Source organism: Desulfurobacterium crinifex, assembly GCF_054656775.1.
This window is the reverse complement of sequence record NZ_BAAHXO010000004.1, coordinates 1598322-1623303: the sequence shown is the minus strand read 5'-3', so window position 1 is coordinate 1623303 and position 24982 is coordinate 1598322. Positions and strand designations below refer to the sequence as shown.

The window sequence follows — 24982 nt, the reverse complement described above, 5'->3', positions numbered from 1 at the left end:
GGCAGAACTTTTTATTTTTCTATGATTTTTATTTTGTTTATTTTCCTCTTGTCAATGTCTTCAACTATTATTTCAGCTGTCCCAAGATCTATCTTTTCACCTTTCTTTGGAAATCTTCCAAGTTTTGAAAGGATAAGTCCAGCAATTGTGGTGTAATCGGAACTTCTTAGTAACGGCTTTTTCAATACTTTGTTTAACTCTTCAATCTCTACAGAGCCTTCAGCCAGTATCTCATTTCCCATCTTTGTTATTGAAATCCTTGACCTGTCAAATTCGTCTTCTATTCTTCCAACAATTTCTTCCAGTATGTCTTCAAGGGTAAGAATTCCAAGGGTTGAACCGTACTCATCGACGACAATGGCCATCTGGTCTTTTGACTTTTTGAACTCTTTTAGAGCGTCAAAAATGCTCATGTATTCTGGGAATATAAGTATCGGTTTCATAATCTTTTTTACAGGGATATCACCATCCTCAATGGTGAGAAGGTCTGAAATGGAGATGTATCCAACGATATCGTCAAACCTCTTTCTGTAAACTGGAAGTTTAGAGAAGCCAGATTTTTCAAAAAGGCTCAGTGCACTCTTCAGAGGAGCATTTTCATTTACTGCGACAACATTAAGCAGAGGAACGTATATATCTCCAACCGTTTTTTCTCTTAATCTCAGGATATTTTTTAGGATGTTTCTTTCGGTTTTCTCTACTTTAAATCTTGAAGAGCTTTCAACTAAAAGCTGAAGTTCTTCTTTTGTTACAAATGGATTCTGTTCGGACTCTGCACCAACAAGTTTCGCAAAAGTCTTTGCAAAGCCCATGACAATAAATGAGATTGGTTTAAACAAGTAGTAGAAGAAGTAGATAGGATAAACAATTTTAAATGCAATTTGGTGAGAGTATTTCTGGAAAAGACTTTTAGGAATTAGTTCTCCAAAGGTTAAGGTTATTGGGGTAAAAGTTAAGACTGTAGCAATTTCTGGATATGATGCTAAAACTGGAAATATTTTTGTAATGTCGTTAAGGATTAAGGTTGCGTAGATGGTTGAACCTGTTACCGTTGAAAGGTTTGTTCCAATCAGAGTTGTTGTAAGCAGTTTTTCAGGTTCAGAAAGGAGTTTGTTCAGTAAAATTGCTCCTCTATCGCCTTTTTGGAGTCTCTTTTTAAGCTCAACCTTTGGAAGGGAAACAATTGCAATTTCGCTTCCGGAGAAGAATCCTTCAAAGAAAACACAGAGAAGAATCAGAAAAATCGGTAAGAGCTCCATTACTTTTCTCTCTCCACGATAACGGATGTTATTCTGTTACCATCCATTTCATCAACGATGAACCTGTAACCTTTATATCTGATGGATTCCCCTTTTGAAGGAATTTTTTTCATCAGAGCCATGATGAGACCTGCAGCTGTGTCAACTTCCTCAAGGATTTCATCATCCTCAAGGTTGAGGAGCTCTTTCAATTCCTCAATAGGTGTGTTCCCAGAAAGCTTGTATCTACTTTCCGTAATTTTTTCTATTTCTTCAGAGTTTTTCTTCTCGTCTGGAATCTCTCCAACTATCTCACTTAATATATCGTCAAGAGTAACAATTCCGGCTGTGTTTCCGTATTCATCAACCACTATTGCCATGTGTCTTTTAGATCTTTGCATCTCCTCAAGAAGCTTATCGAGGGTGAGGAATTCTGTAACAAAATAAGGTTTATCTGTAAATTGATCTACAGGTTTTTCAAGATCCTCTGGTTTGAGTTTTAAAGGGAGAATTTTTCTGGTGTAAAGAATTCCCACGATTTCATCCAGAGATTTGTCGTAAACGGGAATCCTTGAGAACTTGGTCTTTTTTATCTCCTCAATAGCTTCCTTTAAGGGAATATCCTTTTGAATTGCGAAAATTTTGTGCTTTGGGACCATTATCTCCTTTACGTCCATCTCTCCAAGGTCAAGAGTCCTGTCTATTAGTTCTTTCTCTTCTTTTACAATTGTGCCTTCTTTAGCTCCTTCAGAAACAAGAATTAGAAATTCTTCATCTGTAAGAGCTCTGGGGTTGTTGAACAGCTCAATTCCAAACGGTTTCAAAATTAAAGAGGCAAAACCGACAAGAACAATTCTGAAAGGGGCTATCAGTACGCTAATTAGTTTTATAAACCTCAAGATGAAAAACGCATACTTTTCGCTGTACTTTATTGCAAGTGTTTTTGGTGTTACTTCTCCAAATATGAGAAGAGTTATAACTGTGATTGGTACTGCCAGTGTTGCTCCCAGTTCTTCACCGAGAAGTTTTACAAAGAGCATTGCAGAAGTGGCAGCTATTGCCACATTGACCATTTCGTTGCCAACCAAGATCGTTGCGATGAGGTTTGCTGGATTCTGGAGAAGATGAAGAATCTCCTCAGCTTTTTTGTTTCCTTCTTTTGCGAGTCTCTCAAGTCTCAAAGTATTGAGAGAGAAGAAAGCGGTCTCAGAGGCAGAGAAGAGACCGGAAAGGAGAACGAGAATTGAAAGTATGAAATAGTAGAACGTTAAACTTTCAGACTCCATTTAGCTTTTTTCCCTATGAAGCATTCTATTAATTATAAGGTTTTGAATAGCTGTGATTATGTTGTTTGTTAACCAATAAAGAACAAGTCCTGCCGGGAAGCCTGCAAACAGGAAAGTAAATACAACAGCCATTATTATGAAGATCTTTTCCTGCTGAGGATTTGTTGTCGGAGTGAGTTTCTGTTGGAGGATCATTGAAGCACCCATGAGGATTGGCATTATGTAGGTTGGGTCGGGCATTGAGAGATCATTAACCCAGAGGAAAGAAGCTCCTTTCAGTTCAACAGCATTGAGGAATATCTCATAGAGGGCGAAGAAGACTGGTATCTGGAGGAGTATTGGAAGACATCCACCCATCGGGTTGACACCAGCTTCTCTGTAGAGTTTCATCATCTCTTCGTTGAGTTTTTGTGGGTTGTCTTTGTATTTATTCTTTATCTCATCAAGTTTTGGTGCCAGTTCTTGCATTTTCTTCATTGATTCAAAGCTCTTGTGGGTCAGTGGATGTAGAATAATCTTGATTATGACTGTAAGAATGATGATAACGAGTCCCCAGTTTGGAATGAAGTGATGGAGAAAGAGGAAGAACTTGAGAAATGGCTTTGCGATGAATCCAAATATGCCAAAGTCTATAGCTTTGTCCATTCCAAGAGCTTCAAGCTGTTTTATTTCCTTAGGACCGCCAAAGAAAGTGCCATTTCCAATGAATCCTTTTACGACTGTATGTCCATTGATGCTTTCTACAGAAACGACAAACTGGGAATCCTTTATTGCTAAGAGGAAGTATTTGTCCTCTTCTCCTGCCCATTTTACATTGCTAAAGTTGATAAAGCCTTTTATTTCCTTAGGATCCAGCCTTTCTATTCCTTTATCTGTCTCTACAACTGGTCCAATATGCCCCATCCTTGAAGAATGGGCTTCATTTACTTTTATATCTGGTCCTACAAGTGTTATCAGATCTGCATTTTTTAGCTTAGTTTTGATGTCTATTTTGTAGGAATCTGGATAGAACGTTAGTTCTTTGACAAACTTTCTACCGTCCTTGAGTTCACCCTCAAGGTTTAGCGTAACAGGTTTATCCTTTACCTCAATGTTCTCTGAGTTAGGAGTGAGTGAAAGGTTTGCTAACTCTTTTGAAAGCTCTTTGTCAACAGCAATGGTCATAAGCGGGAATATTCCCATCTTCTTTGAAAATTCAGATACCAGTTGAGCGTTGTACTTCTTAACAGTCAGAGATAGGAGTTTACCGTTTACAGTCGAGATTTCGGCAGAGTAGAGAGGGGTGTCCACTTTGACAACTTTTCCTATTTCTTTTGATGCTGGAATATCTGCCTTTACGACCTGTTCTTGCTTTGGAGTTTCCTTAACTTTTTCCTTCTCTTTGGTTTTTCCGAAAAACAGTTGAAAACCAAGAACCAGTATAAATGCAAGTAAAGCAGCTTGAACTATTGAAGCTATCCTGCTCTTTTCCATTTCTCTCTCCTAAGGGTAGTCTATACCGCCTTTTGAAAAGGGATTACACCTGAGAATTCTGTAGATTGCCTTTATACCACCTTTTAAAAATCCATACTTTTCAATTGCCATAATTGCATAGCTGGAGCAGGTAGGATAATACCTGCAGCTTGAAGGAAATAAGGGAGATATGAATCTCTGATAAAGCTTTATAAATGAAATAGCTGCTGACTTAATCACTTTTCCCTCAGAATTCCTGCTTTTTCTGCTAAGTTAAGAAAATCCCTTTCGACGTCCTGATACTTTTTCCCCAGAATTCCTTTTCTTGCTATGAAGATGATATCAACTGGAGCAAGCCTGTGTTTATTCAATCTGAAAACTTCTCTCATAAGTCGCTTTGCCCTGTTTCTGTCCACAGCTCTCTTTGAAAGCTTCTTTGAGGCTATAAAACCAGCCCTTGGATAACCGACCTTGTTCGGTGTGAAATAAAAAGCCACGGTGAAACCACCGAGGCTTTTTCCAGAATCAAAAACCCTTTTAAATTCCAATTGCTTTCTAAGTCTTTCATGCTTTTTGAACGTAAAGCTTACCTTCTCTTCCACTCGTCACTTACCGTAAGCTTCTTGCGTCCCTTCTTTCTTCTCCTTCTGAGGATCTCTCTTCCGCTCTTTGTCTTCATTCTCGCTCTGAAGCCGTGAACTCTTTTACCGTGAAGCCTACTTGGCTGATATGTCCTCTTTGTTGACAACTGGCACCTCCTTATCGGGCTTAATTGGTATGTGGAATTATAGTCCAGCGGAAGAGTTTGTCAAAAGAGAGAGAAAAGCTTTGAATCCGGATTCCCTGTTCTGTTTGTAGGTTTCTATTGCGAATTTTAGCTCTCCCTCGCTGATTCCAAGCTTTTTAAGAAGCTCTTTATTCCTTATCAAATGATATCCCACAAATTGGAGAAGATTTCGTGGTTTATCGGAGAACTTTGCACTTTCAAAGTCAATGATTCGCAAAGCTCTGCCGTCAAAGATGAGATGTTTTTCCCCTTTAATCTCAGAGTGCTGAACTCCGGCTTTATCAAGGAGATAACAGCTCCTTAGAGCTTCTTTGATGACAGTGTATGGGTCGTAATTTTCAAGAGCCTTTGAAAAAGTTAGACCTTCTATGAGCTCCATAGCGATAAATTCAGAAGTACAAAGGTATGGATAAGGTGCAGGGTTTTCACTTTTAAGCTTGTTAGTCAGGTAATTCAGAATTTCACACTCTTTTTGAAGAGGATTCTCTTTTTCCACGTCTGAGCGGAGGACTTTTACGGCAACGGGTTTGCCCTTGTACAACCCTTTGAAAACAACTCCTCTATAGCCTTTAGCGATGAAAGAATCAAGAGTTATTCCCTTTTCTTTCAACAGGTTTAAGAGTTTATTAATTCTCTCCTTTCTCTTAGCAGGATAATCCAAATACTCATAAAATTGTGAAGTCTGGAATTCCATATGCCTCCTTCAAACATTTCTTTATCAGAGCTTTTTCTGTCAACTGTAGTACTTTCTTATGCCAGTAAACTCTGTAGGGAGAAAGTTTTTTTTCAGTGACTTCTTTACACTTTTCTCCAAGGGGTGACTTTCTGAAGAGAAATTCGTAAAAAGTTTCTTCAAACCTGATGAGTTCATTCTCTATCTGTCTGATGTCTTCAAGCTTTTTGAGTTCCTTGAGTTTCTCTAAGATAGAGAGATCCTCAACTCCAACTTCAAGAAGAACCGATTTGAGGATTTTGTAGAGTTTGTCCAGTTTCAGATAGGGAATAGTTTCTTCTCTCAGTGTACCTAAGGCGTCTTTCGCCTCTTTTCTGGTATAGCTTTTGAACTTTTTTTTAACCAGGTCGCCAATATCCTTAAGGGAGAACCTCTTAGGGAGTTTTTCTTCACTTAAGGCAAGAAGAACAAAGCCGAGAGGAATATCAAGGGAATACCACTCCCTTACTGTCGGTGTGTCGTTTACACCTGAAAAAAAGAAAGAGTTGGGGTATGCTTCTTCCAGTCCTGTCTTTATTTCATTCAGGTATTCGCTGAGACTCTTTTCTCTATCCATTGAATGAACTCCTGATACAGCTCCCTTATCTCCCTTTTGAGGGACTCAATTCTACCACTGTAGTTGATGAATCCACCAAAGAGCCTCTTTTCAGTCTCAGCCCATCTGATCTCCCTGTAGAGCTCTACACACTTTTTGAACTTCTCTTCACTCTTTCTAAGTAAATTAAGTGCTTCAAATGTGTTCCCAATTCTTTTTCTTATGAAGAGTTGGTAGATGTAGCCAATAAACTCAAGGTCAACCACACCTCCTGTGGAGTACTTTACATCGTTTCTCCCTTTGCCCAACTCTCTTTCAAGAGTTTCTCTCATCTTCAAAATCTCTTCTAAAGTCTCTCTGTTAAGGGGTTTCCTAAATAGGAACTCTTCAACCACCTTTTCTGTTTCTTCTTTTAGATCTCCTAATAGGAATCTGAACCTTGTAAACGCTAGTCTTTCCCAAACTCTTGCTGTTTTTTCTGTGTATTCTTTGAAATAGTTTAATGTGAATATGAGCTCTCCTTTTTCTCCAAACGGTCTAAGACGGGTATCCACTTCGTATCCTAAGGATTCGAGCTCTTTTATTAGTTTAAGAGCTTTCTCCGTTTCACTTGAGGGTTTCTCAGAGAAGAAGAGAAGGTCAATATCTGAGCCAACGTTCATTTCTCTGCTTCCATGTTTCCCAAGAGATGCTAAGGAGAATTCGGGCTTTAGCTTTTTGTATATTGTCTTTATGACGAAATTGGCAATTGTTGTTAGCTCTTTAAAGAATTCTTCAATCTCTGTTCTTTTTAGTCTAAGTCTTAGAAGAGCTCTGATCTCAGAGAGATTTTTGACAAAAAGGAGATTTTTAAACTCTTCGTAATCTTTCCTCAGTCCCTCAAGACTTATGGGATTTTCTATATAATCCGGATTGAACATAAAATCTACTATTTCTGGGGTTTCTCTAAAACGTTTTATGAAAAACTCCTTTGTTGAAAGAAGGAAGAAGAGGAGCTTTAAAGCGTGGATTTCGGAAACTATAGAGAAGAAGAAAACTCTGCCTTCTTCCTTTTCAAAGAAGGAGATAAGGTTTTTCATCATATTTTTTGAGTCGGGAGCCTCGAATAGGAGCTCTAAGAATCTATCTCCCATAACGTCAAGTCTGTTGATTTCCTCTATGGAAAGGCTTTTAAGATTTAAGAGAACGTCAATGAATCGCTTAACCTCTTCAGGTTCCCTGAACTTCATTTTCTGCAAATCTTCAACTGTAACAACCGAAAGAGGTTTTCTATCTCCTGTTGGGAAGAACTTGTTAAAGTAGTTATTGACAGTTTTCATGACTTGATTGAGTTTTTCTAAAAATGATTCTCTGTTCTCAAATCCCATCTTCTTTGCGAGCTCTTCGGCTTCTTCTCCTTCTGGATGGAACGTCTGAGTCTGTCTGAAGTTTGTTATCTGGAGCATGTGTTCTACTCTTCGCAGGAAAATGTAAGACTCTTTGAGGTCTGAGTACTCTCTCTCTGTCAGGAATCCCCATTTAAGGAGTCTTTTTAGAGCTACAAGTGTGTTCTTTGAGCGGATTTGTGGATACTTTCCACCGTAGATGAGCTGAAAAGCCTGAACGATAAACTCTATCTCCCTTATGCCGCCTTCTCCCAGTTTTAGGTCTATCTTCTTTCCTTTCTTTATCACCTTGCTCTTTATGAGTTCCTTTAGTCTTAAAACCTCTTCTATCAGCGTCAGGTCGATGTACTTCCTGAAGACAAAAGCTCGTGCAAGTTTTACAAACTCAATTCCGGTATTCTTCAGGTCTCCTGCCGATGGTCTGGCTTTAAGGAGGGCAAACCTTTCCCATGGACGGGCAACTGCTGTGTAGTACTGTTCTAAGGCTTCAATGTCGTTACAGACAGGTCCCATCGTTCCATTTGGGCGAAGCCTAAGATCAACGACCATTCCTGTACCTTCTTCTGTCTTTTTCATGAGGAGATCGGTTATATAGTTCGAGAGAATTGTGAAGTAGTCGTGGTTCTGAAGTTTTCCGTAAGAGCCTCCAGAGGTTTCACCGTATCTTGTTTCATATATGAAGAGGAGGTCTATATCAGAAGCATAGTTAAGCTCAAAGCCACCGGCCTTTCCCATATCGACAACTATGAATCCGGATGATGGCTTGCCGTATCTCTTTTCCATTACTTTTTCAGAGAATCTGAGTGAAGCCTTTATTACAACATCGTGGATAAGGGTTACGTCCCTTACCAGCTCACTGAACTTCGCAAGATTTAAGATGTCTCTCAAGACCACCCGTGCCATCTGGAGATTCTTATAGATTCTGATTCTGTTCATAAACTCTTTCTCTGTTTCGTTTTCAACTTCAGGGATTGAGAAGTCGGAAGGAAGAAAGCGCTTTTTATAGATGTTTTTCAAATCTTCAAGGAGTTCCACATGCTTTATAAGAAAGTCTCCAAGGAACTGAGAGTAGGAGAAGAGAGTTATAAGGTGGTAGAGAAAATCTCCTTTTAGAAAATCTGGCATCTGGTATGAGAGCTTTTCTCTCAGTTTTTCAGTATAGATGAGAGCTCTTCTTCTATTTGGCAATTCTTTTGAATTCTCAATAAAATCGAGAGTTTTCTGCCATTCAGGTTCAAAAATGGTTCTACACTTGTCCATTAAGAATTTCATTCCGGTCTCCTCAGTCTACCAGTTATTTTGTAGAAGTAGAAAATCAAAATAAAGAATACCGAAGCAGATATAGAGAGGGCAAAAATGAGAAGGGCATTTTCAGGTTTAGGATCCAGGAGAATGAGTTTTCTTGTAATGACTATGAATCCTATTTCAAGTAGAGCAAGAACATAGTGCATTCTTTTGCTATAGAACATTGCACTGATGAAATCGAGGATAATGAGAACGAATAAAGCATCGGTCAAAAAGTTCCTCATTGTAGAAAATGGCAGTTCAAACTTTGAAACCTTTAGCATTGAATAGAGGTGAATTCCAAGACTCAGTAGGCAGAAGATCAGGTAGATTGTCATTAGTGTTATGAAAAGCAACCTTAGAGAGGAAACAACTCTGTAAAGTGCTTTGTAACTTTTGTTGCTGAAGAGCTCCATAAGGTCGGGAGTTTTCACCTTTCCCTCCTCTCAAAAGCTCCGGGTATGCCCATTTCCTCCCTGTACTTTGCGACGGTTCTCCTTGCTATTTTGATTCCTTCTTTCTTTAATATTTCTGCAATCTTGCTGTCACTTAAAGGTTTCTTCTTATCTTCGGATTCGATGATTTGACGGATTTTCTCCTTTATGCTATCTGTCGATTTTCCTGAAAGGCTTTTGCGGAAGAAGTATTTAAACGGATAGATTCCATAGGGAGTTTCAACAAACTTATCCTTTACTGCGCGGCTTATGGTTGATTCATGAATGGAAAGTTTCTCAGCTATATCCTGATAACTGAGGGGTCTAAGGGTTTTCCCATCTTTCAGAAACTCTTTCTGGACTTCAAAGACTGCTTCTGTAACCTTCCGTAGAGTTTCGTTTCTCTGGTCGATTGCTTTTTTAAGGTTCAGAGCTCGCTGGTACTTTTCAGTTATGTATTTTTTGATCTCTTCTGTTGTGGCGTAACGGAGATAACCACTGTTTATTTTCAGAGTAAAACTTTTAGGAGAAGTTATTTCCACCATTATTTTTTCACCTGAAAGGTAAACCCTTATATCGGGGACTATCTTTGTGTTGAAATCTCCTGTGTTTCCAGGCTCCGGATCAAGGCGTTTCAGGCAGCATAGGAATTCTTCGAGCTCTTCCTCTGATAGTCCTGTTTCTTCCATGAAGTGTTTTTTTCCTTTCTTGAGAAGCTCCAGTTTTTTAACCGCTTCTATAAATTTAAGGGGGGCCTGGAGCTCTTCTAACTGGACGGCAAACGCTTCCCAAAGAGTGTAAGAACCACATCCAGCCGGTACGAGCCTCTTTATCTTTTCCCTTACCCTTCTTACGTCCTCAACTGAAACAGAGAGCCTGTTGCCTATTTCCTCTTCCGAAAGTGTTAGATAGCCCTTTTCGTCAAGATTATCGATAATAAGAGAGGCTATTTCAAATTCTTTATCGCTCAGTTCAAGTCTTGCTTGCTGGAGAAGGGACTCTCTTAGAGAAGTGGAGGAAGGAATCGCAAAAGTTATCTCTTCTTCTGGTTCATAGAGAAAAATGTTTCCATCCTCTATGACAAAGTCAAGAACGGTTTCTTCTTTTTCTTTTTCCTGTGAACTTTCTTCTTCTTCTTCCAGTTCTAAGAGTGGGTTCTCCTCGATTTCATTTAGTATTGCCTCTTCGAGCTTTAAAACGGGAAGCTGGAGAAGTTGAAGATTTAGGAGTATTCCTGGTGTTAATTTGAGCTGTAAAGTTAATTTACCAACCTGTTCTATCTTCTGCTTCATATATCCTCTATGATAGAATTTTTGATCATGAAGAAAAAATATACCTTTACTTTCATTGTAGCACTGATTCTCTTTGTAGCTGGTTGTGGAGTTGTAAAAACTTCCCCCTTTGGAGAAACCTCCTTTATCTTCATTCCTACCTCTCAGGAAGTTGCCCTCGGAAAACAGACAGCAAAGGAAATTGAGAAAAGGGAGAAGCTCTGCAGGGATCCAGTTGTAAACAGCTACGTTGCATGGGTTGGAAACAAAATTGCTGCCATTTGTGATAGACACGACATAACTTTCCGTTACAAAGTTATTGAATCGGACGAACTTAATGCATTTGCACTTCCAGGAGGCTGGGTTTACGTCTATACAGGACTTTTGAAAAAGTTGAGAAACGAAGCTGAGCTTGCTTTTGTCCTTGGCCATGAGACAGGGCATATAGTTGGGAGACATGCAATAAGGAGACTTCAACTTATCTATGGAATCAATTTCTTACTTTCCCTGACTCTGAAGGGTAAAGATCTGGGTCCTGTGGAGCGGGAAGTAATTAGAGTTCTTTACACTCTTGTTGTAAGTGGATACAGCAGAAAGGAAGAGCTTGAAGCCGATGCAATGGGTGCTTACTATGCAGGAAAGGCTGGCTGGAACCCGGTGGCTTCGATTGAAACCATAAAGCTAATTGATTCACTTATGAAGTTCAAGCCTTCTGGAGTCACGGAGCTCTTTATGGATCATCCGACAAACAAGAAGAGAATAGAGAATCTCAATTACTGGATATCAACATTTCAAAAAGAGTGGCTGAAGAATCCTTTCAACGAGGAGCGCTACAGAGAGAAGGTCTTGAGGAGGCTTGGTGTTGGAAATCTTGAAAGTCGGAAAGGAGACAATCATTCAGGAAGCAGAGGCGTTAAAGGCTCTCGCAGAGCATCTTGATGAGAGTTTTGTAAAGGCTGTTGATCTACTCTATAAAACAAAAGGCAGGGTGGTTCTCACAGGAATTGGAAAGTCTGGTCTTATATGTAAGAAAATTGCCGCAACGTTTGCAAGCACGGGTACTCCTGCTTTTTTCCTCCATCCTGGTGATGCTGCCCACGGTGATCTTGGAATGGTCAGGGGAGATGATACCGTTATTGCCGTTTCGAACAGTGGAGAGACTGCTGAGCTTTTAAACATTGTTCCCATAATAAAGAGTTTCGGAATTCCAGTAATTGCAATAACAAACAATTCTGAGTCTTCGCTTGCAAGGTTTTCAGATGTGACTCTTCTTCTCCATGTTGAAAAAGAAGCCTGTCCTCTTGGATTGGCTCCAACGACTTCAACAACTGCAACCTTAGCCTTGGGAGATGCTCTTGCTGTAACTTTAATGAAGCTTAAGGGATTTAAAAGTGAGGATTTTGCAAGATTTCATCCCGGTGGAAAGCTTGGAATCAGACTGTCAAAAGTCAAGGATATTATGAGAAAGGGAGATGATATTCCGGTAGTTTCTCCGAGTACGTCTTTAAAAGAGGTAATCTACGAAATATCGTCAAAAAAACTTGGAGCTACCGTAGTTGTAGAGGACAGAAAACTTGTAGGAATAATAACCGATGGAGATTTGAGGAGGGCTTTTGAAAAAGGAGTGAACTTTGATACGAGAGCTAAGGATATAATGACTGAAAATCCGAAAACTATTCGTGAAGATATTTTTGCTGAAAAAGCGGTGGAAATAATGGAAAAATACAAAATTACTGTTCTTCCAGTTGTCGATGAAAATGGACAAATTACGGGAATAATTCATCTTCATGATATTCTTGGAAGGAGAATAGGTTAGGATTAAAAAGTTTTGATGATTTTATGTTACAATTTGTAAATAATTTTAAAGTATTTAGGAGGAAAAAGATGGCCAGAGGAAGAAAGCCTGGGAAGAGAGCGAATAAAACTGTAAAACTTTCACTTCCCAAGAAGCTCTATTTTGTCCTTTACGGAATTGCCGGAAACAATGAACAGAAAATGAACAAACTTATTAGATCAATTATCGAAGAAAAACTGGAAAGCTCAACAATTTCTGAACTTTCCCAGATGCTTGAGAGCTCCAAAAAAGAGAAGGAAGAGACAGAAGCTGAGGTTGAATAGTCTTTATTTTATCTTTAAGCTCGCAAGTATTGCCCTCCCTTTGTGGAGGGTTTCTTCATACTCCTTTTCTGGATTTGAGTCCCAGACTATTCCTGCTCCAACCTGAAGAAATCCTTTCTCTTTCCTGAATAAAAGGGTTCTAATGACTATGTTTAGATCCATTGTATCGTTAAATCCTATGTACCCAACAGAACCCGTGTAGAGAGAACGTCTCGTAGGTTCAAGCTCAGCTATTATCTCCATTGTTCTTACCTTTGGAGCTCCGGTAATTGTTCCTCCGGGAAATACTGCTTTGATGAGATCAATAGTATCAACTCCTTCTCTAAGGATTCCTTTAACATTTGACACTATGTGCATCACGTGGGAGTATTCCTCTTTCACCATCAGCTCATCGACTTCTACAGTTCCATATTTACAGACTCTGCCTAAGTCATTCCTCTCAAGATCAACAAGCATGATGTGTTCAGCTCTTTCCTTCTCTGAAAGAAACAGTTCCTTCTCTAATGCTCTATCTTCGTTCCTGTCTCTTCCTCTTCTCCTTGTTCCTGCAATTGGTCGTGTTTCAACCAATTTTCCTTCTCTCTTTATCAACCTTTCGGGAGAGCATGAAACTGCCTTGAACTCCCCAAAATCGAAGAAAAAGGAGAACGGAGAGGGATTGATTTTCCTTAGCCTGTCATAGAGAGCTAAATAATCTCCTGAAAATTCAACGTCTATTCTCTGGGAAAAGTTGACCTGAAACGTGTCACCGGAAGCGATGTACTTCTTTATTTTTTCAACGGCAGAGAAGAAGTATTCCTTTGTCATGTTAAATCCAGAAATTGAGGCAGAAAAGTCACCAAAATCTACATGATCAATAGAAACTTTTGGTATTTCGGAGAGTGAAACAATCCAGAGCTCTTTTTTGAGATTGTCGAAGATGAAAGTGATTTCTGGAAGGAAGAAATAAATATCCGGAAGACCGATGTCGTCTATCTGTCTGTTCTCAATCTTTTCAATGTACCTGTTTGCGTCGTAGGATATGTACCCGTATATGCCGTAGGGGAGATGATCGATTTTAAATCTGTCCGAGAGTTTGTTGAAAAAGTCCTTAAGTTTTCTGAAACCATTTAAATCATCCTTTATTTTGAGTTCTTCTCTAATTCCAATGGCAATTACGGAAAGGCGTCCAGTTTTCTGGTTTACAGATGCTGAGTCGAGGAATAACTTAACAGGATATCCTCTCTTTTTAAGGGACTTAAAAACTTCGTAAGGAGGTAGATAGGGCAACTTTTCTACTCTCAATTGACTCTCCTTTTGAAGGAAAGTTTTGAAAGAATATATGTAGCTTGAGTCAATTGTGCTATCATTCCCATTTACAAGTAGTGAGGAGGAACTGATGAAACTTTCAGGTGCGGAGATTCTCCTCGAAGCTTTAAGGCTTGAAGGAGTCGAAAAGATTTTTGGATACCCTGGCGGTGCAGTTTTAGATATCTACGACAGGCTTCCATTTACACCGTTAAAGCACTATCTAACAAGGCACGAGCAGGGAGCAGCCCACGCCGCCGATGGATATGCAAGGGTTACAGGTAAGGTAGGAGTTTGCTTTGCAACATCAGGACCTGGGGCGACAAACCTTGTTACGGGACTTGCGACTGCACAGATCGATTCTGTTCCAGTTGTAGCTTTTACTGGGAACGTTCCCACTTATATGATTGGAAATGATGCATTCCAGGAAGTTGATACAGTCGGAATTACAAGACCAATAACAAAGCACAACTTTCTGGTTAAGGACGTTAAAGACCTTGCTGAGACAGTTAAGAAGGCATTCCATATAGCGAAAACAGGACGTCCGGGAGTTGTTCTTGTTGACCTTCCAAAGGACATAACGAGAGAGATTACAGATTTCTTTGAGGAAGAGTACAAAACACCTGTTCAGATAAGGAGTTATAAGCCTGTTCTGAAGGGACATCCCGGACAGATAAAGAAGGCAGCGAAAGCTATAGCTTCTGCCGAAAGACCTGTTCTCTATATAGGTGGTGGTGTTGTTTCTTCAGGTGCTTCTGAACTCGTTGTGAAGATGGCAGAAGTGGCTTCAATTCCAATGGTTGCAACCCTGATGGGACTTACAGCAGCTCCCGGAAACCACCCTTACTTCCTTGGAATGCTTGGAATGCACGGAACCTATGCAGCTAATATGGCTGTAACTGACTGTGATCTGCTTATAGCTATTGGTGCCAGGTTTGACGATAGGGTTACTGGAAAGCTTTCAGAGTTTGCCCCTCATGCTAAGGTTATCCACATAGATATCGACAGTGCTGAGATTGGAAAGAATAAGGCTGTTGATATTCCTATTGTTGGTGATGCAAAACTTATTATGGAGGAGCTCCTTCCGGAAGTCGAAAAGCAGGTTTCAAAGAATAGGGAGTTCCTTCTCTCTCGTGAGAAATGGTTAATGAAAGTGAAGAGTTGGGCGGAGAGGTATCCTCTCTACTACGAACCAAGCGATAGAATCATAAAGCCTCAGTTTGTTATTGAAAAAATCTGTGAAGTGACTAAAGGAGAAGCGATAATTACAACAGATGTTGGACAGCACCAGATGTGGGTAGCCCAGTACTATAAGTTCAGGTTCCCAAGACAGCTTGTAACTTCCGGTGGTCTTGGAACGATGGGATTTGGCGTTCCTGCTGCAATTGGTGCAAAGGTTGGAAGACCTGACAAAACGGTCTTCTGTATCTCCGGTGATGGAAGTTTCCAAATGAACATGCAGGAGATTGTTACAGCTGTTCAGTACAGCATTCCAATAAAGGTTGCCATAATAAACAACGGATTCCTTGGAATGGTTAGACAGTGGCAGGGAATATTCTACGACAGAAACTACTCTCAGGTTCATCTTGATGTTCAACCAGACTTTGTGAGACTTGTTGAGGCGATGGGAGGAGTTGGACTGAGAGTTGAGAGACCGGAAGACGTTGAGAAGGCTCTGAAAGAGGCAATGTCAATAAACGATAGGCCTGTTGTTATAGATTTTGTTGTCGATAGGGAGGAAGACGTTTATCCAATGGTTCCACCAGGTGGAGCACTCCATGAAATGATTCTTCCAAAGTATGGTAAGAAAAAGGCTAAGAAGGCTATTTGAGAGGCAGAGATGGAAAAGCCAAATTACAGAAAACATGTGATAAGTGTTTTAGTTGAGAACCAGCCTGGAGCTTTGGCGAGGATAATTGAGCTCTTCAGTTCCAGGGGTTACAACATTGAGAGTTTAAACGTTGGGCATACCGAGGATCCAACAATTTCAAGGATCACCATGGTTGCAAAGGGTGATGAGCACACGATAGAACAAATAGTAAAACAGCTTAGAAGGATAATTGACGTTTTCAAGGTCAGGAATTTGACCGATAAGAAGAAGCTTGATAGGGAGCTCCTGATAGTCAGGCTTAATGTTGACTCTACGGAGAAAAAAGAAGAGGTAAAGAGGCTTGTTGATATCTTTGGAGCTCAAATTGTTGACGTATCTCAAGACACCTATACTGTTGAACTGACAGGAGATGAGGAGCAGATAGATGCTTTCCTCCAACTCATAAAACCCATCGGAATTAGAGAGATGGCAAGAACAGGAAGAGTTGCCATGGTAAGAGCTCTACAGGGAGATACATTCGAAGAAAAGAAAGAAATCAAATAAATTAACGACACAACGGAGGTAGGAATGGCAAAGGTGTATTATGATGAAGATGCAAGCCTTGAGTACTTAAAGGACAAAACAGTAGCTATATTGGGTTACGGAAGTCAGGGACACGCCCATGCACTTAACCTTAGGGATAGTGGTGTAAATGTTGTTATTGGTTTAAGACCTGGTAAATCTGCTGAAAAAGCAAAAGCTGATGGATTTGAAGTTCTCCCACCGGATGAAGCAGCAAAGAAAGCAGATGTTGTTATGTTCCTCCTTCCTGATCCTGTTCAGAAGAGGGTTTATGAAGAGGCTGTAAAACCAAACCTCGAACCGGGAATGGCTCTTGCGTTTGCTCATGGATTCAACATCCACTTTAATCAGATTGTGCCTCCAGAAGATGTTGACGTTTTTATGGTAGCTCCAAAAGGACCGGGACACCTTGTAAGGTGGACTTACCTTGAGGGTGCTGGTGTTCCTGCGCTTGTAGCTGTTCATCAAGATGCAACTGGAAAGGCAAAAGAGATAGCTCTTGCATATGCCAAGGGAATCGGTTCAACAAGGGCCGGAGTAATTGAAACAACATTTAAAGAAGAAACAGAAACAGACCTCTTTGGAGAACAGGCAGTTCTCTGTGGCGGTGCAGCTGCTCTTGTTAAGGCTGGATTTGAAACCCTTGTTGAGGCTGGTTACCAGCCAGAAGTTGCTTATTTTGAGTGTCTCCACGAGCTAAAGCTTATCGTTGACCTCATGTACCAGCACGGACTTGCTGGAATGAGATATTCTATTTCAGATACTGCTGAGTACGGTGACTATACAAGAGGTTCAAGAGTTATCGACGAAAGAGTTAAGGAGAACATGAAGAAGATACTCAAAGAGATTCAAACTGGAGAGTTTGCAAGGGAATTTGTTCTCGAAGCTCAGGCAAACTACCCTGTTCTCAACGCTTACAGAAGGATGGAAGCCGAGCATCCAATTGAGAAGGTTGGTAAGAAGCTCCGTGAAATGATGCCTTTCCTCAAACAGCAGAAGAAGGAACTTAAATAAGGGGGTGTTTCACCCCCCTTTCCTATTAATCTCCTGTTTTAAGGACTTCACTTCAAGTTCAAGCTCATGGATTATATCGAGCATCTGTTTTAGAGACTCCATAACAGGATCTGGAAGTTTCCCGTGTTCGAGATCAACTCTTGTGGGTTTAATTCCATCCCTTCTAACCACTTTACCCGGGATTCCTACAACAGTTGAGTTAGGAGGAACATCTTTAATCACAACAGAATTTGCTCCTATCTTACAGTTGTTTCCGATTTTTACAGGACCAAGAATTTTTGCTCCTGCACCGATTACAACGTTGTTTCCAATTGTTGGATGTCTTTTTCCCTTTTTTGTACTGGTACCGCCAAGAGTTACCTGGTGGTAGATTGTTACGTCGTTTCCGATCTCCGTTGTTTCACCAATTACAACTCCCATTCCATGATCGATGAAAAACCTTCTTCCAATCTTTGCACCAGGATGGATTTCTATTCCAGTTAACCATCTTGAAATGTGGGAGATGATCCTGGCAAGTAGCCTGAAATTATGAATCCATAACCAGTGGGCAATTCTGTGGAACCAGATTGCGTGAAGTCCTGGGTAGCAGAAGAGGACCTCTATTATGTTCCTTGCAGCAGGATCACGTTCAAAAACAACCTTTATGTCTTCTCTAATTCTTTTAAACATTTCTTCTCCTGCAAAATCTTGAACTTACTCGTGTTAAAATACCCACTATATAGAGAGGGAGGTTGTAATGGACGATAGATGTGAAAAACGTTATGGGAAGTATAGCGAATATGCCAAACTTTTTGAAATCCTGTCGAATCCAATAAGAATAGGAATAATAGTTGCTCTTGCCAGTGGTCCAAAAAAACCCAAGGAAATAAGAGAGTTGCTTGGAGTCCCTCAACCCCTTCTGTCTCAGCATGCTTCAATTCTAAAAGAAATGGGAATTATCGAAAAGGTTGATAGGTTTAACGTTAAATCTCCCTGTCGGTTGAAAGATGAATCAATTTTAAGCATTCTTAGAGCTGCTGGAGTGGATGTTTGATTCACCTAATCTTCAGCATACTTAAAGCTATCAAAGCAAGAATTATTGAAATAATCCAGAATCTCACAGTTATCTTAGGTTCTTCCCATCCTTTCTTCTCAAAGTGGTGGTGAAGTGGAGCCATTCTGAAGATTCTTCTTCCTTCTCCATACTTCTTTTTGGTGTATTTGAAATAGTATCTTTGAATAATTACAGAGAGTGTTTCAAGAACAAAAACTCCGCCGGCAATTGCAAGTATAAACTCCTCCTTTGTGATTATTGCTACTGTTCCAAGGAGAGCTCCAAGTGAAAGTGAACCGACGTCTCCCATAAAAACTTCTGCAGGATATGCATTAAACCATAAAAAGACAAGTGAAGCTCCTATGACGGCGGCGCAGATAATTGCCAACTCACCTGCTCCGGGAACATAGGGAAGATGGAGATAATTTGCCAGTTTTACGTTTCCGGCAATGTAGGAGAAGACGAGAAAGACAAAACTGGTCGTGATTACAGGACCTATTGCAAGGCCATCAAGTCCATCGGTAAGGTTAACAGCGTTGGAAGTACCAACAATCACAAAAACTGCCCAGGGAATAAAGAGGTATCCTAGATCTATGTGGATATTCTTGAACACAGGGACGTAAAGTTCCGTAGAAAAGTCCATCGAGTAAAGTACTACCGCTATCAGAGTGGCTACAGTAATCTGGGATATGAACTTCTTTCTTTCAGAGAGTCCTTCAGGATTTTTAAGCTTTGCTTTAATGTAGTCGTCAATGAAACCTATTACTCCGAATCCTGTGATAGCTAAGAGACATAGCCATACAAAAGGTTCAGAAAGATTGTTCCAGAGGATGATGGAAAAAACCAGAGCAGTAATAATAAGTAGTCCTCCCATTGTGGGAACGTTTTTCTTCTTGTGAGTTTCCGGAAGGTATTCTTTTATTGTCTGTTTGAACTGCAGATTTTTTAATCTCTTTTCAAAATAGGGGAACAAGAGAAATCCTACAATCATGGCGGTGATAGCAGCGTAGATGCTTCTAAACGTTATGTATTTGAATAGGATTATCCCAAGTATCTGATAGAAAAGAAGGTACAGCATACCGTTACCTCTCCATCTTTACGTCGAAGTAGTCTCTCAATCCATCTCCAAGAAGGTTGAAGGCCATTATAACCACGAAAATTGCAAATCCGGGCAAAAGAACCCATGGGTAAGCAGAGAGAACGTGAACGTTGCTTGCTTCAGAAAGCATGTTACCCCATGATGGGTAAGGTTCCTGAATTCCCAGTCCGATCAAACTGAGGGCGGATTCGCCGAGGATGTAGCCGGGAATACTCAAGGTTGCTGCAATGATAACATAAGATCGAGTGTTTGGTATTACGTGCTTAACTATAGTATAAAAGTGGCTACCTCCAAGGACCCTTGCAGCTTTTACAAATTCAAGTTCTCTAATGGAGAGAACCATACCTCTTATAACTCGGGATAGTCCTGCCCAGCCTATAAGAGAGAGTATTGCGATGATTATTATGAAAACAAGAACACTTGGTATATCAACCGGAAACATCGATCTTAGAGCAAGCATTAAATAGAAGGCAGGGAAAGCCATGAGTATTTCAATGAGTCTCATTATTGCATTGTCAACTTTTCCACCAAAGTAACCTGCAATTGAACCTACTAAAATCCCTATTGAGAATGAGATGGCAACACCAATCAAACCTATGGTTAGAGAAATTCTTGTTCCATAGAGAAGTCGGGAAAATATATCTCTTCCGAGTCTATCCGTTCCAAATAAAAAGATATGGCCATCTTTAACGCCGAAAAGGTGAATATCGGTCTTTATGAAACCAAACAGGTAATGGGTATGTCCCCTAACGAAAAATTCAATTGGATAGATTCGGGAGTAATCTGTTTCATAAGTTTTCGTTACAGAGTCAACAAGTTTATGGCCATAGACAAAAGGTCTCAGATGAAAGTTTCCTTCCCTATCAAAGAAGTGAATTGGTGTTGGTGGATGGTAGGGATTGTGTCTGAACTGGATATCATAAGGGTATGGTGCAAGAAAATCGGCAAAGAGGGCTACAAAGTAGAGGAAAAGGAGTAATACAAAGGAGAAAGCTGCCAGTTTATTCTTCCTGTAAAGACCTTCTAAAAATTTCATTATTCTATCCAGCAACTTTTCCTTCCACTTCTTTCTCTCTTATTCTCGGATCGTTGAGGGCAAGGAGAATATCTGCTATAAGGTTTCCAACAACGAGCATTATTCCGCCAATGTAGAGAGAACCCATGACAAGGAAGAGATCCTGAGACATGACTGCATCAAACATCAATCTTCCCATTCCTGGCCAGGCAGTTATTATTTCGATGAGGGCAGCTCCAGAAAGAAGCCCAGCAATATCAAAACCGATAAGGGTCAAGAAAGGATTCAGTGCATTTCTGAAGGCGTGTTTCATTACAACAACTCTGTAGGGGATTCCTTTTGCTATTGCTACTTTTACATAGTCCTTATTTAGTTCGTCGATAATTGTACTTCTAACAAGTCTTAAAAGCCCAGCTATGCTTCCAATAACAAGGACAGTCAGCGGGATTGCCATGTGCCAGAGCCTGTCAAGGATTTTCCCGAAAAAAGAAAGCTCTTCGTAGTTCTGCGAAACAACTCCACCAATGGGAAAAATTCCCGTTTTTGCTGCAAAGTACATCAGAATAAATGCTAAGAAGAAATTGGGAATAGAGATTCCAAAGAAGGAGAGGAAAGAAATTATTCTGTCAAGAAGTTTCCCGTTGTAGACGCCGGCAATTATTCCCAGAGGAACTGATATAAGCCATGATAGGATAAAAGAGGAAACTGTAAGTTCTAAGGTGTTTAGTAGTCTTTCTCCTATCAGTTCAGTTACAGGTTTGTGATAGGCAAAGGAGTAGCCGAGGTTGAAGTGGAGTGCGTTCCAGAGCCAGTGAAAGTACTGGATAATGATGTTTTGATCGAGACCGTAAAGCTTTCGGAGCTCCTCAATCGTCTCTTTTGAAATGGAAGGATTCATCTCAAGCTGTGTGAAAAAGTCCCCTGGAGCAAGTTTAATGATGAGAAAGGAAACAAACGTCATTCCAATAACAATTGGAATCATCTGAAGGAGGCGCTTTAAAAGGTACTTAAACATTAGCCTTTCTTTATTTCCCTGTTTGTTTGAAGAAGATTGTTATAACGTTCTTTCATACTCTGTTATAACCTGATTTCCGCATTGAAAGACTCTTTTAATCTTAAATCTCTTTACTGCTTCAAGGGTTTTGAATCCTTCTCCGGAAACAAGTGAAGGAACGTCATCTCCACCAACTACTACAGGAAGGTGGATTAACCTTATCTCGTCAACAAGGTCATTTTTTATAAGTTCCCAGTTTACTTTGCTTCCACCTTCTACCATGAGCTTTTTGATTCCCATCTCATAAAGCTTTGGAAGGAGCTCTACAAAATCTACATTTTCATCACCTGCAACAACAACCTGAGCTCCTCTTTCTTTTAATTTTTCCAGTCTTTCAGCTGGAGCTTTTCTTGAAACGGCAATCACCGTAGGTGCTACGTCTGTATTCAAAACATTGGCATCAAGAGGTATATCCCCTGTTGATGCTGGAATAATCCTTGTAGGGTTTTTTCCTTCAACGTACCTTACTGTGAGGTTCGGATTGTCAATCCTTACGGTGTTTGCTCCGACCATAATTCCATCGCACTCAGCTCTTATCTGATGGAGATACCTGTTTGCCTCTTCATCCATTAATTTCATTATCTCTTTGCTTGAAACTCCCTTTGCAAGGGTCAACTTTCCATCAATGGTTACTTCTGAAACTATGAGCACGTAAGGTCTTTTCATTATTTACTCCTCATACTCTTTGCTGTATCGTTTGTAGAGATAGAAAACTCTGTGAAGCAGTGAAAGGAAAGACATAACTGCTATGAGCTCTATTCCATAGGTAAGGATTTTGTGGTGGAACGGGTAAAGGATGGAAGAAATAAACAGAACAAGAAACGTTTCTGGTCTTCCAAAGAAGCCTGTTTTCTCAAGAGGATCTTTGATCTTACCAGTTGTTCTTTCTTCGTATCCAATTTCTGCATATGCAACGGGTTTAATAAAGGTGTGAAGCATTGTTGACACGACAGCCAGCAGAGCAACCCATTCGTTAGCAAAGCGTAGAGCAACAGCACCGAGCACAAAACCATCTACCCACTTATCTGCCAGCCAGTCAAACACAGCTCCAAATTTTGTTGCCTTCCTGTTGTTAACTGCAACGTATCCATCGCAGAGATCAAGAACTCCGGAGGTAAAGAGCATAAAAGCTCCAAGAACTGGATGTCCTGAGTAATAAAGAACTGCAGCAATTGTTCCGGTAATAATTGCACTCAATGTAATAACGTTTGGAGAAACGTTTGCTTTAGCAAGAACCGATCCAAATGGGGAGTAGAACTTCTTCAAAGTATCTCTTTTACTGGTAATGTTCATTACGGTCTCCCTATACTTTCATACATACAAAACTGCTTTATGATAGAAGGTTCCCAGATATTTCTGCCATCAATAACAACTTTTCCTTTAAGTTTATCAAAATCTATCTCTTTGAACTCTTGCCATTCGGTAACAAGTATTAGAGCATCTGCTCCTTCCAAAGCGCTGTACCTATCGGCGGTAAATTCCAGCTTCTCTCCGTAGTTTTCTATCTCGCTTTTGAAGACTTGTTTTGCATTTTCAGTTGCCACCGGATCGTAAGCTTTAACCTTAGCGCCAAGTTTAAGTAGCTGTTTAATTATAGGTATGGATGGTGCATCCCTCATGTCGTCGGTTTCCGGTTTAAATGCAAGTCCCCATACAGCAACGGTTTTTCCGTTTAGGTTTGGTATGTGTTTCAGCAATTTCTCTACTGGTTTTAACTTTTGTCTTTCATTAACTTCAATCACAGATTCAAGAAGTAAAGGTTTTCCATTTACCTCCTTAGCAGTGTGGATAAGTGCCTTTACGTCTTTCGGGAAACAACTTCCGCCAAAACCGCATCCTGCATTCAAGAAGTGTGGACTTATTCTGTGATCGAGTCCCATTCCTCTTGCTACAACGGTTACGTCTGCTCCTGTTTTCTCACAGATGTTTGCTATTTCATTTATAAATGAAATTTTTGTTGCCAGAAAAGCATTAGAAGCGTACTTGATCATTTCTGCTGTTGGAAGATCAGTTATCAGCATTGCAGGCTGGAGTTTCTCATACAAAGAGGCAACCATACCAGCTACATCCCTGTTATCTGCCCCAACAACCACTCTATCCGGGTTCATAAAGTCTTCTACAGCTTTACCTTCTCTCAGGAATTCAGGATTTGAGACAACCTCAAATCTTTCTTCAGGATCTTTTACACCCTTCTCTTTGAGGAGATTTTTTATAAACTCCTTAGCCCATCTTCCAGTACCAACCGGGACAGTCGATTTGTTGACAATAATCTTGAAATCCTCGTTATCTATATGCTTAGCTATACTTCTGTAAGCACTTTCAACGTACGATAGATCTGCTGAACCGTCATCTCGCGAAGGAGTTCCAACGGCTATAAAGATAAAGTCGGAGTTTTTAACAGCATACTCATAGTCATTTGTAAATTCGATATTTCCTCTCTCTAAAGCCTGTTCCAGTATCCTATCAAGGCCTGGTTCATATATTGGAACTTCTCCCCTTCTAAGCTTCTTTATCTTTTCTTCATCTATATCTAAACCGATAACCTTATGGCCTAAATAGGCAAAGCAAGCTCCGGATACAAGGCCAACGTATCCTGTACCTATTACTGCTATCCTTTTTGATGACATTTGACTGCCTCCTTTAGTGCTAATCCGTAAAGTAATCCTAACTCGCTAACCGTCAATTTATCCTTCTTAAAGACTTCGCAAAAGATGGAGAAAAAGACAAGTCCAGGAATTATCACATCAGCTCTGTTTTCTTCAAGACCAACTATTTTTTTCCTCTCTTCAATTGTCATAGAGGAGAGCTTTTGATACCATTTTTTGATGAGGTCCTCTGTTACAACATATCCATGAACAATCTCTGGCTTATAAACTGTCATCTGTTCTTCCATTGCAACAACAGAAGTTATGGTTCCTCCGACAGCATAGACAACGAAGTTCTCTTGCGGAATTTCCTTTTTTACTTTTAGCAGTTCGTTTCTTATAAAAGTTTCCATTTCTTTAAGTTCACTTTCTTCTGGAGGATCCGACTTGATAAAGGTTTCGTGAAGGAAAACAACGCCAAATTTTAAACTGTTTAGATACTCTACTTTATTCTTGCTACCGAAAACGATTTCTGTGCTTCCACCTCCAAGGTCGACTGTCATAGCCTTTCCTGAAGGGTTAAAATGGAGAACGTTGGCAGTGAAAACAACTTCAGCCTCCTCTCTGTCTGAGAGAATTTCGATTTTTAAGCCCAGATTTTCCACTTTTGATATGAACTCTTTTGCATTTTCTGCCAATCTTGCAGCTTCTGTGGTAACAACTATTATTTTTTCTACACTATACTTCTCTGCCAGCTCTCTAAACTCTTTAAGTGTTTCAATAGTCCTTTCGATACCTTCTTTTGATAGTTTTCCTGTTTTCTTTACTCCCTCTCCAAGTCTTGTTACTCTTCCTGTCTTGAAAATTTGTTCAACTTCCCCATTTTTAACATCTGCTATTAAAAGCCTTGTTGAATTGGTTCCGATATCAATAGTAGCTATTCTCAAGTGTCCTTTCCCTCCTCGATATAATTGAATCAA

Annotated in this window: 27 protein-coding genes; 7 read left to right on the top strand and 20 right to left on the bottom strand. The window is 40.1% G+C overall.

Going from position 1 to position 24982, the window contains the following annotated elements:
• Positions 1-11: 11 nt before the first annotated feature.
• From ACYQ3A_RS10400 to rpoN, 11 genes are read right to left on the bottom strand one after another with little or no spacing between them, the layout of a single operon-like run.
• Positions 12-1259, bottom strand: coding sequence for a hemolysin family protein (locus tag ACYQ3A_RS10400; protein ID WP_459897248.1), 1248 nt, complete (start codon positions 1257-1259; stop codon positions 12-14).
• A complete protein-coding gene (locus ACYQ3A_RS10395; protein WP_459897246.1) occupies positions 1259-2524 on the bottom strand; it encodes a hemolysin family protein in 1266 nt (421 codons plus the stop codon). The genes ACYQ3A_RS10400 and ACYQ3A_RS10395 overlap by 1 nt, the downstream gene beginning before the upstream one ends.
• Positions 2525-3997, bottom strand: a complete 1473-nt coding sequence (gene yidC, locus ACYQ3A_RS10390) for a membrane protein insertase YidC (protein ID WP_459897244.1) — start codon at positions 3995-3997, stop codon at positions 2525-2527.
• Positions 3998-4006: 9 nt separating this feature from the next.
• Entirely contained in the window at positions 4007-4216 is a 210-nt protein-coding gene (gene yidD / locus ACYQ3A_RS10385) for a membrane protein insertion efficiency factor YidD (protein ID WP_459897243.1), read from the bottom strand.
• Positions 4213-4578 carry a ribonuclease P protein component gene (gene rnpA / locus ACYQ3A_RS10380; protein WP_459897242.1) on the bottom strand — a complete coding sequence of 122 codons (366 nt, stop codon included), beginning with the start codon at positions 4576-4578 and terminating at the stop codon, positions 4213-4215. Before rnpA ends, yidD begins: the two co-directional genes overlap by 4 nt.
• On the bottom strand, positions 4563-4724 hold the full coding sequence (rpmH, locus tag ACYQ3A_RS10375; protein WP_459897241.1) for a 50S ribosomal protein L34: 162 nt from the start codon (positions 4722-4724) through the stop codon (positions 4563-4565). The genes rnpA and rpmH overlap by 16 nt, the downstream gene beginning before the upstream one ends.
• A 37-nt stretch (positions 4725-4761) precedes the next feature.
• The gene (locus ACYQ3A_RS10370; protein ID WP_459897240.1) at positions 4762-5457 is read right to left on the bottom strand and encodes a hypothetical protein; all 696 of its coding nucleotides are present in this window, start codon (positions 5455-5457) and stop codon (positions 4762-4764) included.
• Positions 5429-6052, bottom strand: a complete 624-nt coding sequence (locus ACYQ3A_RS10365) for a hypothetical protein (RefSeq protein WP_459897239.1) — start codon at positions 6050-6052, stop codon at positions 5429-5431. Before ACYQ3A_RS10365 ends, ACYQ3A_RS10370 begins: the two co-directional genes overlap by 29 nt.
• Entirely contained in the window at positions 6019-8688 is a 2670-nt protein-coding gene (locus tag ACYQ3A_RS10360; RefSeq protein WP_459897238.1) for a [protein-PII] uridylyltransferase family protein, read from the bottom strand. Before ACYQ3A_RS10360 ends, ACYQ3A_RS10365 begins: the two co-directional genes overlap by 34 nt.
• Positions 8685-9134 carry a phosphate-starvation-inducible PsiE family protein gene (locus ACYQ3A_RS10355; protein WP_459897237.1) on the bottom strand — a complete coding sequence of 150 codons (450 nt, stop codon included), beginning with the start codon at positions 9132-9134 and terminating at the stop codon, positions 8685-8687. The genes ACYQ3A_RS10360 and ACYQ3A_RS10355 overlap by 4 nt, the downstream gene beginning before the upstream one ends.
• A complete protein-coding gene (rpoN, locus tag ACYQ3A_RS10350; protein ID WP_459897236.1) occupies positions 9131-10426 on the bottom strand; it encodes an RNA polymerase factor sigma-54 in 1296 nt (431 codons plus the stop codon). Before rpoN ends, ACYQ3A_RS10355 begins: the two co-directional genes overlap by 4 nt.
• 27 nt (positions 10427-10453) lie before the next feature.
• Here rpoN and ACYQ3A_RS10345 point away from each other — a divergent pair, with 27 nt between their 5' ends.
• From ACYQ3A_RS10345 to ACYQ3A_RS10335, 3 genes are all read left to right on the top strand, one after another.
• Complete coding sequence (locus ACYQ3A_RS10345; protein WP_459897235.1) at positions 10454-11344, top strand: M48 family metallopeptidase; 891 nt, start codon at positions 10454-10456, stop codon at positions 11342-11344.
• Positions 11268-12221: a KpsF/GutQ family sugar-phosphate isomerase gene (locus ACYQ3A_RS10340; RefSeq protein ID WP_459897234.1), complete on the top strand. Its 954-nt coding sequence runs from the start codon at positions 11268-11270 to the stop codon at positions 12219-12221. Before ACYQ3A_RS10345 ends, ACYQ3A_RS10340 begins: the two co-directional genes overlap by 77 nt.
• A gap of 68 nt (positions 12222-12289) precedes the next feature.
• Positions 12290-12523: a hypothetical protein gene (locus ACYQ3A_RS10335; protein ID WP_459897232.1), complete on the top strand. Its 234-nt coding sequence runs from the start codon at positions 12290-12292 to the stop codon at positions 12521-12523.
• 3 nt (positions 12524-12526) lie between these two features.
• Here the strand turns inward: ACYQ3A_RS10335 and ACYQ3A_RS10330 are convergent, their stop codons facing one another.
• Positions 12527-13807: an anthranilate synthase component I family protein gene (locus ACYQ3A_RS10330; RefSeq protein WP_459897231.1), complete on the bottom strand. Its 1281-nt coding sequence runs from the start codon at positions 13805-13807 to the stop codon at positions 12527-12529.
• A 94-nt stretch (positions 13808-13901) separates the two neighbouring features.
• Here ACYQ3A_RS10330 and ilvB point away from each other — a divergent pair, with 94 nt between their 5' ends.
• From ilvB to ilvC, 3 genes are read left to right on the top strand one after another with little or no spacing between them, the layout of a single operon-like run.
• Positions 13902-15641, top strand: a complete 1740-nt coding sequence (gene ilvB / locus ACYQ3A_RS10325) for a biosynthetic-type acetolactate synthase large subunit (RefSeq protein ID WP_459897229.1) — start codon at positions 13902-13904, stop codon at positions 15639-15641.
• 9 nt (positions 15642-15650) lie between these two features.
• Positions 15651-16184 carry an acetolactate synthase small subunit gene (ilvN, locus tag ACYQ3A_RS10320; RefSeq protein ID WP_459897228.1) on the top strand — a complete coding sequence of 178 codons (534 nt, stop codon included), beginning with the start codon at positions 15651-15653 and terminating at the stop codon, positions 16182-16184.
• 24 nt (positions 16185-16208) lie between these two features.
• Positions 16209-17216 (top strand): ketol-acid reductoisomerase, encoded by a 1008-nt coding sequence (gene ilvC, locus ACYQ3A_RS10315; RefSeq protein ID WP_459897226.1) that lies wholly within the window; start codon positions 16209-16211, stop codon positions 17214-17216.
• Positions 17217-17225: 9 nt separating this feature from the next.
• On the opposite strand, the gene cysE is transcribed toward ilvC, so the two are convergent.
• Positions 17226-17885 (bottom strand): serine O-acetyltransferase, encoded by a 660-nt coding sequence (gene cysE / locus ACYQ3A_RS10310; RefSeq protein ID WP_459897225.1) that lies wholly within the window; start codon positions 17883-17885, stop codon positions 17226-17228.
• A gap of 67 nt (positions 17886-17952) precedes the next feature.
• Between cysE and ACYQ3A_RS10305 the strand changes: the two genes are divergently transcribed.
• Positions 17953-18249: an ArsR/SmtB family transcription factor gene (locus tag ACYQ3A_RS10305; RefSeq protein ID WP_459897224.1), complete on the top strand. Its 297-nt coding sequence runs from the start codon at positions 17953-17955 to the stop codon at positions 18247-18249.
• Between the two features lies 1 nt (position 18250).
• Here ACYQ3A_RS10305 and mraY read toward each other — a convergent pair whose 3' ends face one another.
• From mraY to ACYQ3A_RS10270, 7 genes are read right to left on the bottom strand one after another with little or no spacing between them, the layout of a single operon-like run.
• Complete coding sequence (gene mraY / locus ACYQ3A_RS10300; protein WP_459897223.1) at positions 18251-19327, bottom strand: phospho-N-acetylmuramoyl-pentapeptide-transferase; 1077 nt, start codon at positions 19325-19327, stop codon at positions 18251-18253.
• A gap of 4 nt (positions 19328-19331) precedes the next feature.
• A complete protein-coding gene (locus ACYQ3A_RS10295) occupies positions 19332-20384 on the bottom strand; it encodes an ABC transporter permease (RefSeq protein ID WP_459897451.1) in 1053 nt (350 codons plus the stop codon).
• Positions 20385-20388: 4 nt separating this feature from the next.
• A complete protein-coding gene (locus ACYQ3A_RS10290; RefSeq protein WP_459897222.1) occupies positions 20389-21378 on the bottom strand; it encodes an ABC transporter permease in 990 nt (329 codons plus the stop codon).
• A 39-nt stretch (positions 21379-21417) separates the two neighbouring features.
• On the bottom strand, positions 21418-22083 hold the full coding sequence (locus ACYQ3A_RS10285) for a 2,5-diamino-6-(ribosylamino)-4(3H)-pyrimidinone 5'-phosphate reductase (RefSeq protein WP_459897221.1): 666 nt from the start codon (positions 22081-22083) through the stop codon (positions 21418-21420).
• Positions 22084-22086: 3 nt separating this feature from the next.
• Complete coding sequence (locus ACYQ3A_RS10280) at positions 22087-22710, bottom strand: CDP-alcohol phosphatidyltransferase family protein (protein WP_459897220.1); 624 nt, start codon at positions 22708-22710, stop codon at positions 22087-22089.
• Positions 22710-24044, bottom strand: coding sequence for a UDP-glucose dehydrogenase family protein (locus ACYQ3A_RS10275; protein WP_459897219.1), 1335 nt, complete (start codon positions 24042-24044; stop codon positions 22710-22712). Before ACYQ3A_RS10275 ends, ACYQ3A_RS10280 begins: the two co-directional genes overlap by 1 nt.
• Positions 24026-24949 (bottom strand): Ppx/GppA phosphatase family protein, encoded by a 924-nt coding sequence (locus ACYQ3A_RS10270; RefSeq protein ID WP_459897218.1) that lies wholly within the window; start codon positions 24947-24949, stop codon positions 24026-24028. Before ACYQ3A_RS10270 ends, ACYQ3A_RS10275 begins: the two co-directional genes overlap by 19 nt.
• Positions 24950-24982: the final 33 nt, after the last annotated feature.

Bases quoted from the DNA above. Each gene is read 5' to 3' on its own strand.
- ACYQ3A_RS10285 (WP_459897221.1), bottom strand. From the start codon at position 22,083: ATGAAAAGACCTTACGTGCTCATAGTTTCAGAAGTAACCATTGATGGA.
- ACYQ3A_RS10360 (WP_459897238.1), bottom strand. From the start codon at position 8,688: ATGAAATTCTTAATGGACAAGTGTAGAACCATTTTTGAACCTGAATGG.
- yidC (WP_459897244.1), bottom strand. From the start codon at position 3,997: ATGGAAAAGAGCAGGATAGCTTCAATAGTTCAAGCTGCTTTACTTGCA.
- mraY (WP_459897223.1), bottom strand. From the start codon at position 19,327: ATGCTGTACCTTCTTTTCTATCAGATACTTGGGATAATCCTATTCAAA.
- ACYQ3A_RS10335 (WP_459897232.1), top strand. From the start codon at position 12,290: ATGGCCAGAGGAAGAAAGCCTGGGAAGAGAGCGAATAAAACTGTAAAA.
- ACYQ3A_RS10295 (WP_459897451.1), bottom strand. From the start codon at position 20,384: ATGAAATTTTTAGAAGGTCTTTACAGGAAGAATAAACTGGCAGCTTTC.
- ACYQ3A_RS10275 (WP_459897219.1), bottom strand. From the start codon at position 24,044: ATGTCATCAAAAAGGATAGCAGTAATAGGTACAGGATACGTTGGCCTT.
- ACYQ3A_RS10280 (WP_459897220.1), bottom strand. From the start codon at position 22,710: ATGAACATTACCAGTAAAAGAGATACTTTGAAGAAGTTCTACTCCCCA.
- ilvC (WP_459897226.1), top strand. From the start codon at position 16,209: ATGGCAAAGGTGTATTATGATGAAGATGCAAGCCTTGAGTACTTAAAG.
- ACYQ3A_RS10400 (WP_459897248.1), bottom strand. From the start codon at position 1,259: ATGGAGCTCTTACCGATTTTTCTGATTCTTCTCTGTGTTTTCTTTGAA.
- rpoN (WP_459897236.1), bottom strand. From the start codon at position 10,426: ATGAAGCAGAAGATAGAACAGGTTGGTAAATTAACTTTACAGCTCAAA.
- ACYQ3A_RS10290 (WP_459897222.1), bottom strand. From the start codon at position 21,378: ATGTTTAAGTACCTTTTAAAGCGCCTCCTTCAGATGATTCCAATTGTT.
- ilvN (WP_459897228.1), top strand. From the start codon at position 15,651: ATGGAAAAGCCAAATTACAGAAAACATGTGATAAGTGTTTTAGTTGAG.
- ilvB (WP_459897229.1), top strand. From the start codon at position 13,902: ATGAAACTTTCAGGTGCGGAGATTCTCCTCGAAGCTTTAAGGCTTGAA.
- ACYQ3A_RS10365 (WP_459897239.1), bottom strand. From the start codon at position 6,052: ATGGATAGAGAAAAGAGTCTCAGCGAATACCTGAATGAAATAAAGACA.
- cysE (WP_459897225.1), bottom strand. From the start codon at position 17,885: ATGTTTAAAAGAATTAGAGAAGACATAAAGGTTGTTTTTGAACGTGAT.
- ACYQ3A_RS10370 (WP_459897240.1), bottom strand. From the start codon at position 5,457: ATGGAATTCCAGACTTCACAATTTTATGAGTATTTGGATTATCCTGCT.
- ACYQ3A_RS10395 (WP_459897246.1), bottom strand. From the start codon at position 2,524: ATGGAGTCTGAAAGTTTAACGTTCTACTATTTCATACTTTCAATTCTC.
- ACYQ3A_RS10305 (WP_459897224.1), top strand. From the start codon at position 17,953: ATGGACGATAGATGTGAAAAACGTTATGGGAAGTATAGCGAATATGCC.
- ACYQ3A_RS10345 (WP_459897235.1), top strand. From the start codon at position 10,454: ATGAAGAAAAAATATACCTTTACTTTCATTGTAGCACTGATTCTCTTT.